The 12,744-nt window shown below is 72.0% G+C and carries 13 protein-coding genes and 1 tRNA gene; 12 read left to right on the forward strand and 2 right to left on the reverse strand.

The annotated features are described in order from the left end of the window. Complete coding sequence (locus tag E0W78_RS06035) at positions 1-720, reverse strand: DUF3662 and FHA domain-containing protein (RefSeq protein WP_131402965.1); 720 nt, start codon at positions 718-720, stop codon at positions 1-3. A gap of 169 nt (positions 721-889) precedes the next feature. Here E0W78_RS06035 and E0W78_RS06040 point away from each other — a divergent pair. After that, positions 890-975, forward strand: a tRNA-Leu gene (locus E0W78_RS06040). Between the two features lie 61 nt (positions 976-1,036). Here the strand turns inward: E0W78_RS06040 and E0W78_RS06045 are convergent. Then, the gene (locus E0W78_RS06045) at positions 1,037-1,453 is read right to left on the reverse strand and encodes a helix-turn-helix domain-containing protein (RefSeq protein WP_242686251.1); all 417 of its coding nucleotides are present in this window, start codon (positions 1,451-1,453) and stop codon (positions 1,037-1,039) included. 94 nt (positions 1,454-1,547) lie between these two features. Here E0W78_RS06045 and E0W78_RS06050 point away from each other — a divergent pair, with 94 nt between their 5' ends. From E0W78_RS06050 to E0W78_RS06100, 11 genes are all read left to right on the forward strand, one after another. Continuing rightward, positions 1,548-2,360, forward strand: coding sequence for an NAD(P)H-binding protein (locus E0W78_RS06050; protein ID WP_131402967.1), 813 nt, complete (start codon positions 1,548-1,550; stop codon positions 2,358-2,360). A gap of 198 nt (positions 2,361-2,558) precedes the next feature. Next, positions 2,559-3,695: an ABC transporter substrate-binding protein gene (locus tag E0W78_RS06055; RefSeq protein WP_131402968.1), complete on the forward strand. Its 1,137-nt coding sequence runs from the start codon at positions 2,559-2,561 to the stop codon at positions 3,693-3,695. Positions 3,696-3,731: 36 nt separating this feature from the next. Beyond that, the gene (locus E0W78_RS06060) at positions 3,732-4,628 is read left to right on the forward strand and encodes a branched-chain amino acid ABC transporter permease (RefSeq protein WP_131402969.1); all 897 of its coding nucleotides are present in this window, start codon (positions 3,732-3,734) and stop codon (positions 4,626-4,628) included. Next, entirely contained in the window at positions 4,625-5,515 is an 891-nt protein-coding gene (locus E0W78_RS06065) for a branched-chain amino acid ABC transporter permease (protein WP_131402970.1), read from the forward strand. Before E0W78_RS06060 ends, E0W78_RS06065 begins: the two co-directional genes overlap by 4 nt. Next, positions 5,512-6,330, forward strand: coding sequence for an ABC transporter ATP-binding protein (locus E0W78_RS06070; RefSeq protein ID WP_131402971.1), 819 nt, complete (start codon positions 5,512-5,514; stop codon positions 6,328-6,330). Before E0W78_RS06065 ends, E0W78_RS06070 begins: the two co-directional genes overlap by 4 nt. Then, on the forward strand, positions 6,275-6,967 hold the full coding sequence (locus E0W78_RS06075; RefSeq protein ID WP_131402972.1) for an ABC transporter ATP-binding protein: 693 nt from the start codon (positions 6,275-6,277) through the stop codon (positions 6,965-6,967). The genes E0W78_RS06070 and E0W78_RS06075 overlap by 56 nt, the downstream gene beginning before the upstream one ends. Continuing rightward, on the forward strand, positions 6,964-7,770 hold the full coding sequence (locus E0W78_RS06080; RefSeq protein ID WP_131402973.1) for an IclR family transcriptional regulator: 807 nt from the start codon (positions 6,964-6,966) through the stop codon (positions 7,768-7,770). Before E0W78_RS06075 ends, E0W78_RS06080 begins: the two co-directional genes overlap by 4 nt. 19 nt (positions 7,771-7,789) lie before the next feature. After that, a complete protein-coding gene (locus tag E0W78_RS06085) occupies positions 7,790-8,659 on the forward strand; it encodes an isocitrate lyase/PEP mutase family protein (protein ID WP_131402974.1) in 870 nt (289 codons plus the stop codon). A gap of 2 nt (positions 8,660-8,661) precedes the next feature. Continuing rightward, the gene (locus E0W78_RS06090) at positions 8,662-9,930 is read left to right on the forward strand and encodes an aconitase family protein (RefSeq protein WP_207392660.1); all 1,269 of its coding nucleotides are present in this window, start codon (positions 8,662-8,664) and stop codon (positions 9,928-9,930) included. Continuing rightward, the gene (locus E0W78_RS06095; RefSeq protein ID WP_207392661.1) at positions 9,927-10,466 is read left to right on the forward strand and encodes a hypothetical protein; all 540 of its coding nucleotides are present in this window, start codon (positions 9,927-9,929) and stop codon (positions 10,464-10,466) included. Before E0W78_RS06090 ends, E0W78_RS06095 begins: the two co-directional genes overlap by 4 nt. Positions 10,467-10,643: 177 nt before the next feature. Next, positions 10,644-12,635, forward strand: coding sequence for a glycoside hydrolase family 3 N-terminal domain-containing protein (locus E0W78_RS06100; protein ID WP_131402975.1), 1,992 nt, complete (start codon positions 10,644-10,646; stop codon positions 12,633-12,635). Positions 12,636-12,744 lie beyond the last annotated feature (109 nt).

The raw sequence follows: 12,744 nt of genomic DNA on the forward strand, positions 1-12,744 counted from the left end.
TCACTCCTGGCCCGGGATGCGGACGGTCATGGTCGTGTTGCCCAGCCGGATGTCGGAGCCGTCGTGGACGGTGCCCTCGTCGACGCGCCGGCCGTCGAGCACGACGCCGTTCGTCGAGCCGAGGTCGACGATCGTGACCTGCGGGCCGCCGAGCGTGTCCTGGATGCGCAGGTGGGCGTGCCGGCGCGAGATGCCCGGGTCCTCGATGCGCAGCTGGGCGTCCTCGCCGCGGCCGATGACGACGCCGGGGGCCGACAACGGGTGCTTGAGCCCGTTGACCTCGAGCGTCACCGCGGCCTTGTGCACGGCGGTCTCGGTCATGCGCTGGCCGGCGACGGGCGTGACGGCGGCGTTGGTGCGGCTGCGCACGCGGAAGCGTCCGGTGCCCAGGTCGCCGGCCTTCACGAAGGAGATCTCGACCGGGCCGGTGAGCGTGTACCGCTGCTCGTGGGCGTGCTCGGTGACCATGGACGCCAGCTCGGTCGCCAGGGTGCCGCCGAACGGGGTGAGCCGCTCGTAGTCGGTGACCGACAGCTCGACCGTGAAGTCGTTGGGCACGAGCTGGCGCTCGCGCGACAGGATCTGCGCGGAGTTGTCGACCTCGCGCTGGAGGGCGGCGGCGATCTCGACGGGCTGGACGGCGCTGCGGAACGCTCGTGCGAACGCGCTGGTCACGGCCCCCTCGAGGCGACGCTCGAACCGTTGGAGCACACCGGCCATCGTGTTCACCTTCTCCCTGGACTCTCGAGTACGGCTCGATGCTATCGGGCGCCGTGCAGACCGTCCCGTCCGCACGACCGGGACCGGGTGACGAGTCGCCGCGAGCGGGCTGCTATCGTTGTTCCTCGGTTCGCCCCTCGCGGGTGGATCGGCACGGAAATGGTGTTGCGCGCGAGTGGCGGAACGGCAGACGCGCTGGCTTCAGGTGCCAGTGTCCGAAAGGGCGTGGGGGTTCAAATCCCCCCTCGCGCACCATCGAGCAGGGCCCCGGTCTTCGGACCGGGGCCCTTCGTCGTTTCGCGATGTCGGTGCGCCGTCAGCGGACGGCGTGGCCCGGGTGCGCAGCGTCGTAGGCCTCCCGGGCCGAGGCGATCCCGGCTCGGTGCTCGAGCGACCAGTCGGCCAGCGCCTTGACCAGGTGGGTGAGGCTCGCGCCGGTGTCGGTCAGCCGGTAGTCCACCTGCGCCGGCACGGTGGGGTAGACGGTCCGGTGGACCAGGCCGTCGCGCTCCAGCCGGCGCACCGTCAGGGTGAGCATGCGCTGGGAGATGCCGTCGACGGCGCGCTGGAGCTCGCGGAAGCGTCGCGGGCCGCTCGCGAGCTCGACGATCACGAGCACGGACCATGTGTCGCCGACCCGGTCGAGCACGTCACGGATGCCGCAGTCGGGATGGTCGGGCTGCCCGCAGGGATCGAGGTCGGCGACGGTGGTGGTTACGTCGGTGTGCGTCACTGACACAAGACTGCCTCCTTGTGGACCGTTCCGGGCCGGCCGAGACTCCCAGGGTAGTTACCGGACGGAACCACCTCAGGAGATCGGACCGACCATGATCATGGTGACCGGCGCGCACGGACTGCTCGCCTCCCTCACGCTCCAGGAGCTGGCCGAGCGCGGCGTGGCCGCCGTCGGCGGCACCCGCACCCCCGGACCCGGCCAGCGACACGTAGACTTCGACGACCCGTCCAGCCTCGACCTGTCCGGTGTCCGGACGTTGGTGCTCGTCTCGGCGGGCTACGCCGAGGACGACCGCGTCGTGGCGCGCCACCGCGCCGTGCTGGACGCCGCGGTGCGGGACGGCGTCGACCACGTCGTCTACACGAGCCTGACCACGGCGGGTGACCACCTCGGCTTCGCCCTCGCGCACCGCGTCACCGAGCGGATGCTGGTCGACAGCGGCCTCGGGTGGACGATCCTGCGCAACGGCCTGTACGCCGAGCTGTTCGGAGCGCTGATGGGGTGGGCGGGCGACGGCCGGCTCGAGTCCGCCTTCGGCGAGGGAGCCCTGGCCGCCGTGCCCCGGCACGACCTGGCGGAGGCGGCGGCGGTGGTCGCCGCCGACCCGGCGGCCCACTCGCGGGCGACCTACGACCTCGTCGGGCCGCCGGTCACGGCCGACGACGTGGCCGCACGGTTGTCCGTCGAGCACCGGTCCGTCGGTCTGGACGAGTACCGCGCGGGACTGCTCGCCGACCCGGCGTTGCTCCCGTTCCAGGCTCCGATGCTCGTCTCGATCGCCAGCGGAGTGCGGCACGGGCTCCTCGCCGAGACGGGCCCCGACCTCGCCACGCTGCTCGGTCGTCCGGCGGTCGATCCGGCGGACGTGGCTGCCCGTGCCGCGAAGGCCCAGCGGGCCGGGTAGGCGGTCGGCACCGCCCAGAAGGGCCCCGGTCCTCGGACCGGGGCCCCTCGTCGTTACTCGGCCCCGCACCAGCTCCGAGCGGGCCCGTGTCCGTGTGACTCAGTTCACGATCGCCCATTGACATGACCCAGGTCACATCCTTAACGTCATCCGGATGGCGGTACGCATTCCGCAATCCGGAAAAAGGAGAAGGACGACATGGTCTCGAAGCTCGCTCGCCGCACAGCGGCCCTGACGATGGCGGCGGCCCTCGCCACCACCTCCCTCGCCGCCTGCAGCTCCGCCGGTGGCTCGGACTCCAACGGCGCCACGAAGATCGGCCTCATCGCGGCCGAGCAGGGCCCGTTCGCCTTCGCCGGCGCGTCCTACCTCAAGGGCGCCGAGCTGGCCGCCGAGCTCGAGGACGTCGAGCTCGTCGTCGAGGAGGGCTCGGAGGACCCGGCCAAGAGCATCACCGCGTTCAACAAGCTCACCGGCCAGGAGGGCGTCGGCCAGGTCGTCTGCTGCGTCTCCAGCGCCGTCGCCGGCGCGATGAAGCCGCTCGCCACGTCCAAGAAGGTGCCGCTGGTCGTCTACGGCGCCACCACGCCGGACCTGGAGGACCCGCCGTTCGTGCTGCGTCCCGCGCTGCTGCCCCAGCAGGGCATCGCGCCGGTGTCGGCCCGCCTGGTGAAGGAGCTCGGCATCACCAGCGCCGTGCACGTCACCGCGAGCGACAACGACGGCCTGGTCGCCCAGAGCGAGGCCGCCCGCACCAGCACCGAGGCCGCCGGCGCCAAGGACCTCGGCACCGTCAAGACCCTCGTCGCCGACACCGACTTCAGCGGCGCCGTGACCGAGATCCTGTCCAAGGACGCCGACATGGTCACCGTCTACACGCTCGGCGAGGCCGCCGCGACGATCACCAAGGCGCTGCGCGAGAAGGGCTACGACGGCGTGATCCTGGCCAACAACGCCGTGGCCACCGCCCCGCTGCTCAAGTCGTTCGGCAAGACGCTCGCCGACACCTACTACTCCGTGGAGTACACGCCGGCCAGCAGCATCCCCGCCGCCGCCGAGTTCACCAAGGCCTACGAGGAGAAGTACGACGAGAAGCCCGACCTGTTCGCCTCGCAGGGCTACGTCGCGGTCAAGTACGCCGCGCAGGGAGCGAGCGAGGCCGGCGACGGGGCGGACGCCGCGAAGATCGCCGACGCGCTCGCCGGCATCGCCGAGATGGACTCCCCGTGGGGCCCGCTGACCTTCGAGGACGGCCAGGGCACGAGCGAGGACTTCCAGGTCGTGCAGATCGACGACGCCGGCGTCCCGCAGCTCTGGACGGGCGCGGGCGCGTGACCGGCCGTCACCACGGGACCGAGAGGAGGCGATGACGTGGACGTCCTGGCGCAACAGATCCTGAACGGCCTGGCCCTGGGCTCGGTGTACGCCGTCTTCGGCGTCGGCTTCGGGCTCATGCTCGCCACGCTCGGCGTGCTCAACGCCGCGCACGGCACCTTCGCCACCTGGGGCGCGCTCACCGTGCTCTACCTGGTGAACGACGTGGGTCTGGGCTTCTGGCCCGCCCTCGTCCTGGGCGTGCTGGTGTCCGGGGTCATGGCGGTGATCGTCGACTTCGTGGCCTTCCAGCCGATCCGGCGACGCGGCGGCGACCTGCTGCCGGCGCTCATCACGAGCATCGGCGTGTGGATCTTCCTGCTGGCCGCGGCCCGCATGGTCACCGGTGCGACGACCTCGCGCTACTCCCCGGACGCCGCGCCGAGCGGCTCGTTCGACTTCCTCGGCCTGACCCTGGGCCGGACGCAGCTGGTCAGCCTGCTGGCCGTCGCGGTGGTGGGCGTCGGCCTGCACACCCTGCTGCACCGCACCCGGGTCGGCGCCGCGATGCGCGCCGTGGGCCACTCGCCCATGGCCGCCTCGCTCGGCGGGGTCAACCCGGTGCTGGTGGTCGCGGTGACCGCCTTCCTGTCCGGCGCGGTCGCCGGCCTGGCCGGCATCACCATGGGCCTGAACACCAGCACGGTCAACTTCATGCTCGGCGAGGCCCTGCTGCTCAAGGGCTTCGCGGCGGTCATCATCGGCGGCTTCGGCGACGTGCGCGGCACGGTCGTCGGCGGCCTCCTGATCGGCGTCGCCGAGGTGCTCACCGCGCAGTACGTGTCGGGCAGCCTGCGGGACGCGGTGACGTTCGGCCTGCTGCTCGCCTTCCTCGTGTTCCGTCCGCGCGGCCTGTTCGGCTCCGCGGCCTCGATGCAGACCGTGAGGGCATGATGGGCGGCTTCTGGGACCAGTACCGGTCGGTCGTCGAGTTCGCGATGGCCAACGCACTGTTCGCGCTCGGCAGCTGGATCGCGATGTGGGCCGGCGTGTTCAGCATGGCCGGCGCGACGTTCGGCGCGGTCGGCGGCTTCAGCGCCGCCTACCTCGACCTCCACATGGGTGCCGGCATCGTCGTGCAGCTGCTCGTCGGCGCCGGGCTCGGCCTGGGCGTCGCGGCGCTGCTGTCGGTGCTGCTGCTCAAGCTCGAGAGCCACTGGATGGCCATGGCGACGGTCGCGCTGGTGCTCATCACCCGCGTCGTCGTGCTGTCGGCCGAGGAGTACACCGGCGGCAGCGTCGGCACCGGCGTCACCCGCCGGGTCGACCTGGTCACGGTGATCGCCCTCGTCGCGCTCGTCTGCTACGCCCTGGCCCGCCTGCGCCGCTCGCGCTACGGCATGGCCGCGCACGCCGTCCGCGAGGACGCCGCCGTGGCCGCCGCCCTGGGCGTCAACCCGTTCACCGTCCGTGCCGTGGCCTTCGCCGCGAGCGGCCTGGTGGCCGGCGTCGCGGGCGTCGTCCTGGCCAACCTGCTGCAGTACATCGGCCCCGACACCTTCTTCATCACGCTGGCGTTCACGATGGTCGCCGCGATGGTGCTGGGCGGGACGTACCACTGGGCCGGCCCGATCGTCGGCGCGATCGTCTTCGTCGGCCTGCCCGAGGTCGTCCGGTCCTACGTCGACGGCGTCGACGAGCTCATGACCGGTGCGCTGCTCGTCCTCATCATGGTCTTCATGCCCCGCGGGCTCATCGACCCGCGCCGGCAGTGGTTCCGGCGGCGCGCCAGCCAGCCGGTGGCCCAGGAGCCCGCCCCGCAGCCGGAGGTGGTCCGATGACCGACGCACTGCTCACGATCGCCGGGCTCAAGAAGCGCTTCGGCGGCGTCACCGCCGTCGACGACGTCGACATGGTCGTGCCGCGCGGCGCGGTCATGGGGCTCATGGGTCCCAACGGCGCCGGCAAGACCAGCCTGGTGAACCTGGTGACCGGCTTCTACCGGCCCGACGAGGGCTCGGTGCTGCTGGACGGCCGCGAGGTCGCCGGGCTCTCCCCGCACCAGATCAGCCGGCGCGGCATCACCCGCACCTACCAGAACGTGCGCCTGCTCAGCGGGTTCAACGTCCTGGAGCAGGTGGTGGCCGGCATGTACGCGTCGCGCAAGGCGTCGTCGCTGTCCAGCCTCGTGATGTGGCCGGCCGAGCGGCGCGAGCGCCGGGCGTGCCTGGAGCGGGCCGACGAGCTGCTCACCCGCGTCGGGGTCACCGAGCGGCACGAGCTCGCCGAGAACCTGCCCTACGGCACCCAGCGCCGGGTGGAGATCGCCCGCGCGCTGGCCACCGACCCGCAGCTCGTCCTGCTGGACGAGCCGACGGCCGGCATGAACCGCGAGGAGTCGGTCGCCGTCGGCGAGCTCATCTGCTCCATGCGCGACCAGGGCTGCACGGTGCTCGTCGTCGAGCACAACATGCGGCTGATCCTGGACTACTGCGACCAGGCGTACGTCATGAGCTTCGGCCAGGTGCTGTCGCACGGCACCCCGCAGGAGTGCGTCGACGACCCCGCCGTGCAGAAGGCCTACTTCGGAAAGGAGAACGATGCTTCAGGTATCCCGGCTCTGCGCGAGCTACGGAGCGATCCGCGCCGTCCGTGACGTCAGCCTGGAGGTCCCCGAGGGGCGCCTCGTGGCGGTGCTCGGCGCGAACGGCGCCGGCAAGTCGACGCTCGTCCGGTCCATCGCGGGCGTGCACCGCGAGAAGACCGGCGACGTCCTGCTCGACGGCCGGCCCGTCCAGCGCCTCGCCCTCCACCGCATCACCCGGCTCGGCCTGGCCCTGGTGCCCGAGGGGCGGCACGTCGTCGCGCCGCTCACCGTGGCCGAGAACCTGTCGCTGAGCACGTTCTCGGGACGCTCGCGGCCCGAGCTGCTCGAGCGGGTCTACGACCTGTTCCCGCGGCTGGCCGAGCGCCGGACGCAGCAGGCCGGGCTCATGAGCGGCGGCGAGCAGCAGATGCTGGCCATGGGCCGGGCACTCATGACCGACCCGCAGGTGCTGCTGCTCGACGAGCCGTCCATGGGGTTGGCGCCGTCGGTCATCGACGTCATCTACGGGGCGATCGCCGCCCTGCACCGCGAGGGCCAGAGCATCCTGCTCATCGAGCAGGACGCGACCCGGGCGCTCGAGGTGGCCGACCACGCGTACCTCCTGCAGCGCGGCGAGGTGGCCATGTCCGGCACCCCGGCCGAGCTGGCGAACAGCGAGGACATCCAGAAGGCGTACCTCGGATGAAGGACGTCGTCGACCAGCCGGGGGCGGCCGGCGGGACGGACCCGCGCAACTACGTCGCGTCCGTCATCAAGTCCTGCAACGTCGTCGAGGTGCTCGGCGGTGGCGACAGCGAGTACAGCCTGGGGGAGATCGCCGAGGCCACCGGCCTGGGCAAGACCACCGTGCACCGGCTGCTGTCGTCGCTGCAGATGGCCGGCTGGGTCGAGCGCGGCCCGCGCGACGGGTACCGGCTGAGCATCCGCATGCTCAAGCTGGCCCACGCCTCGCAGCGTCAGTTCAGCATCCGCAACGAGGCGCTGCCGCACCTGCGCAGCCTGGCCGGGACGTTCGGCGACACCGCGTTCCTGCTGGTGTCCTCCGACGAGGGCGCGGTCGTGGTCGAGATGGTCGAGGGCGAGAGCCCGCTGAAGGTCAACACCGTGACCCTCGGGACGGTCATCCCGTACCACGTGGCCGGCGGCCCGACCGTCATGGCGGCCTTCGACGACCAGCTCCGCGAGCGGGTGCTGTCGGCGCCGCGCACGCGGTTCACCGAGCACACCGACGTCTCGCGCGATGCCCTCGAGGCCAAGTTCGCCCGCATCCGCGAGCAGGGGTACGCGTTCGCCGACGAGGACCTCAACAACGGCGTCGCCGTCGTCAGTGCGCCCGTGTTCGGGCCCACCGGCGCGATCGTCTGCACGCTCAGCCTCGGCGGTGCCGCCCAGGGCTTCGGCCCCGACCGCCTCGACCACATCGTCACCGCCGTGCGCGAGGCCTGCGCCGCGCTCTCCGAGCGCCTCGGGGCGCCCGCGTCACGGTGACCCAACGGAAGGAAGCACGATGACGAACCATTTCAGGGAGCAGCTGGCCGAGGGCCTGGTCTACGCGCCGGGCGTCTGGGACGGCCTCACCGCCCGCATCGCCGAGCAGAGCGGGTTCCGGGCGCTGTGCGCGTCGGGCTTCGCGATCTCGGCCTCGCTCGGCCTGCCGGACGCCGAGATGTACTCGATGAGCGAGAACCTCGACGCCGTGCGCCGCATCCGGGGCGCGTCGCGGCTGCCGGTCGTCGCCGACATCGACACGGGCTACGGCAACGCGGTCAACGCCGCGCGCACCGCCCGGATGTTCGCCGACGCCGGGGTCTCGGCGGTCTTCATGGAGGACCAGCTGGCCCCGAAGCGCTGCCCCGCCGCGACCAGCGGCGTCCCGACCCTGCTGCCCGTCCGCGAGGCGGCCGGCAAGGTCCGCGCCGTGCGCGACGAGGTGGGCGACGAGCTCGTGCTCATCGGCCGCACCGACGGCATCGGCGACGACGCGATCCGCCGCGCGGTGGCGTACGTCGAGGCCGGCGCCGAGATGATCATGCCGATCTCGAAGGGCTTCCCGGACGCCGAGTCGTGGGCCCGCCTGCACGCCGAGACCGGGGTGCCGCTCATGTGCTCGCTGACCGCCTGGACCTGGACGGCCGAGCAGTTCACCCCGCAGGTGCTGCGCGAGATCGGCGTCGGCCTGGCGCTGCTGCCCACGCAGATCCTGCTGGCGGCGACCACCGCGACGCGGGCCTCGCTGGAGCGCCTGGCGGCCGGCGAGCTCGCGGCGGACGTCAGCCGCGACTACATGGAGCACGCCGACTTCCTCAAGCTCATCGGCTTCGACGACGTCCTGCACAAGCAGTCCCTGTACCTGCCCGAGACCCTCGAGGAGGCCTGACCATGGGCCAGACCATCACGCAGAAGATCCTGGCCCGCGTCGGCGACCGCGACCACGTCACCCCGGGCGAGAACTACCCCGTCCGCCCGGACTACATGATCGCCTACGACTTCCCGGGCTACACCGACCGCTTCTTCCGGCAGATGAAGGAGGACTTCGGCGTCACGAAGGTCGCCGACCCGGACCGGTACGTCCTGTTCATCGACCACATGCTCACCAACAAGAACGAGCGCGAGGCCGAGGTCCACCAGGTCACCCGCGACTGGGCGACGGAGAACGGCGTCCACTTCCACGAGGGCGAGGGCATCGGCCACCAGGTCGCCGCCGAGCTCGGGTACGCGATGCCCGGTCACTTCCTCATCCACTTCGACGGGCACATCTCCAGCCTCGGCGCGTTCGGCGCGCTCGGCATGGGCGTGCGCCGCGACCTGCTCGAGGGCTGGGTCACCGGCGGCATCCACCTGGACGTCCCGGCGAGCACGCGCTTCCACCTGACCGGATCGTTCGCGCCGGGCGTCGAGAGCCGCGACCTCATCCACCGGATCATCTCCGACATCGGCGCGGACGGCGTCGCCTTCCAGGTCATGGAGTACACCGGCCCGGGCGCGGAGACGATGGCCCTGGGCCAGCGCCAGGCGCTGTGCGGCATGGCGATGTTCGCCGGCGGCGTCTCGGCGATCTTCAACCCCGACGAGATGAGCTTGGAGTACAGCCGCAAGGTCGCCCAGCACGACTTCGAGCCGCTGTACAGCGACCCGGACGCGGAGTACACCGCGCGCTACGACATCGACCTGGACGCGCTCAGCCCGCAGATCGTCATGCCCGGCTCGGCCCGCGCGGCCAACACCCGCGACGTGACCGAGGTCGGCGGGCAGAAGATCCAGCGCGCCTTCATCGGCTCGTGCGCGAGCGGCCGCATCGAGGACATCCGCGCCGCGGCTGGCGTGCTCAAGGGCGAGCGGGTCGCGCCGGGCGTGGAGCTCAACGTCGTCCCGACCTCGCGACGCATCTACGAGCAGGCCGAGTCCGAGGGCCTGCTGCAGACGCTGCGCGACGCCGGCGCCCACGTGGTGGAGTCCACCTGCGACTTCTGCTTCGGCTACGCCAAGCCGCTCGAGGCCGGCGAGGCCTGCGTGTCGACCGGCGTGCTCAACATCTCCGGCCGCATGGGCAGCCCGGACGCCGACATCTACATGGGCTCGGCGACGACGGTGGCGGCCAGCGCGCTGACCGGACGGCTCACCGACCCGCGCGAGGTGGTGGCTCCGTGACCGCGGAGACGACCACGCCGCCGCAGGTGATCGCGGACGTCCTGCACGGACGGGTGGCCTGGATCTTCGGCGACGACCACGACATCGACCTGATGATCGGGGTGCAGAACATCAAGTACACCGACCCCGAGCACCTCCACAGCGTCTGCATGAAGGCCTACGAGGACGACTTCACCGACAAGGTGCGCGAGGGCGACTGGCTGGTCGGCGGGCGAAACTTCGGCTACGGCCACCCGCACTACGTGGCCATGACGGCGATGCGCAACGAGGGCATCGTCGGCGTGGTGGCGGAGTCGTTCTCGCCGGGGTTCTGGCGCGGCGAGGTCAGCAACGGCATGCCGCTGCTGACGGTGCCGGGCATCTCGACCGCGGTCGAGCGCTGGGACGACCTGGAGGTCGACTGGCGGACGGCCACCGTCCGGGTCCCGGCCAAGGGGCTCGAGCTGGTCGGGCAGCCGCTCAACCAGCGCACGCAGGACATGATCGCCGCGGGCGGGCGCTACGCGCTGCTGCTCGCCGAGCACGGCCGCGGCTGACCCGCCGCGCCGTCCGAGGGCCCACCTTGTGTTCGAGACCCGAACACAAGGTGGGCCCTTCGTCCGTCTCAGCATCGAGAACGGTCGGGTCGCGTCCTTGACGCCGTGACCGGCGTCACAGATGCTCGGGAGACCGGACATCGAGGTTCGGGACACGAACGAATCGGGGGGATTCGGATGGACATCTTCACCTCACGACCGCGACGCGTGCGCGCCGCGGTCGGCGGCACCGCGATCGGCGCGCTCGTGCTGGGTGCCCTGGCGGTGCCGGCACTCACCAGCAGCGCGTCGGCGTCGCGGCACCACCAGCCCGAGCTCGGCACGCGCAGCGTCGAGGTCATCAGCCAGGGCGGCTACCGCTTCCGCGACCTGGACAAGGACGGCCGGCTGACGCCGTACGAGGACTGGCGGCTGAGCCCGCAGCGGCGGGCCGCCGACCTGGTGTCGCGGCTCAGCCTGGAGCAGAAGGCCGGGCTGCTGGTGCACGGCACCCTCGCCACGACCGGCACCACCTACAACGCGGTGACGAACACCGGCTTCATCGCCGACCGGCACATCACCACCTTCATCACCCGTCTGGCCACCGAGCCGGCCGCGCTGGCCGCGCAGAACAACGGCGTCCAGGAGATCGCCGAGGCCCAGCCGTTCGGCATCCCGGTGGTCATCTCGACCGACCCGCGCAACGGGTTCACGACGGCGGCCGGGCAGACGGTGCCGCGCGTGGGCAACACCGCCTTCCCCGACCCGATCGGCATGGCCGCCGCCGGCGACCCGAGGCTGACCCGGACGTACGGCGACGTCGTGCGCCGCGAGTACCGGGCGGTCGGCATCCACGAGGGCCTCTCGCCGCAGGCCGACCTGGCCACCGAGCCCCGCTGGAGCCGCATCAACGGCACGTTCGGGTCCGACCCGGAGGACGCCCGCAAGCAGGTCAACGCCTACGTCGCCGGCATCCAGGACGGGTCGGACGGGCTGGGCGCCGAGAGCGTCGCGGCCGTCGTGAAGCACTGGGTCGGGTACGGCGCCCAGGTGAACGGCTACGACAGCCACTACTACTACGGCCGCTACGCGAAGCTCGACCAGCGCAGCCTCGACCGGGCGATCGTGCCGTTCCGCGGCGCCTTCGACGCCGACGTCGCCGGGGTCATGCCGACGTACTCGATCCTGAAGGACCTCGTCTACCGCGGACGTCCGGTCGAGCAGGTCGGTGCCGGCTTCAACACGTTCCTGCTGCAGGACCTGCTGCGCGGCAAGCAGGGCTTCGACGGCGTCATCGTCTCGGACTGGGCGATCGCCAACGACTGCCCGGCCGCGTGCAAGGCCAACGAGGGCCCGACCTTCTTCGGGCCGTGGGGCGTCGGCACCCCGTGGGGCATGGAGGACGCGACCAAGCTGCAGCGGTTCGCCAAGGCGTTCACCGCCGGCATCGACCAGATGGGTGGCTCGGACGAGCCGCAGTACGTCGTCCAGGCCGTCCAGCAGGGTCTGCTCAGCGAGCGCCGCGTCGACGAGTCGGCGCGCCGGGTGCTGGAGCAGAAGGTCCGGCTCGGCCTGTTCGAGAACCCGTACGTCGACCCGGCCGAGGCCGCGCAGGTGGCGGGCAACGACCGGTTCCAGGCGATCGGCGACGCCGCGCAGGCGAAGTCGCTCACCCTGCTCACCAACCGCGGACGCACCCTGCCGGCGTCGCCGCGCCGGGTGAAGAAGGTCTACCTCTCCGGCATCGGCGCGCAGGCGGCGACCGACCGCGGCCTGCAGGTCGTGGCCACCCCGCAGGAGGCCGACCTCGCGATCGTCGGGCTGTCCGACCCGACCGGCGTCGGGCGCGACAACCACCTGGACTTCCGCGGCACGGAGGCGGACTACCAGGCGTTCGCGGCCGCCGCGGCGTCCGGCACGCCGACGGTCGCGGTGCCGAACCTGGTCCGGCCGCTGGTGCTCACGAACGTGGTCGACCGGGCGGCCGCGGTGGTCGCCGACTACGGGGTCTCGGACGAGGTGCTGCTCGAGACGATCTTCGGCGAGCGCAGCCCGGGCGGACGCCTGCCGTTCGAGCTGCCGGCGTCCATGGCCCAGGTCGAGGCCCAGCGCCCCGACCTGTCCGACGACGTCCGCCGGCCGCTGTTCGAGGTCGGTCACGGCCTGCGGTACGCCCACCGGCACCGCTGACCCGCGCGGAGCAGGGCCCCGGCCGACCCGGCCGGGGCCCTCGCCCGTCGGCGCCGGCGTGGCCGGGTGCGGCCAGGGGGCGTGAAATCGCTCACCTCCCGGGCCTCGC

Source organism: Aeromicrobium sp. IC_218, assembly GCF_004336805.1.
In the GTDB taxonomy this organism is placed as follows: Bacteria; Actinomycetota; Actinomycetes; order Propionibacteriales; family Nocardioidaceae; genus Aeromicrobium.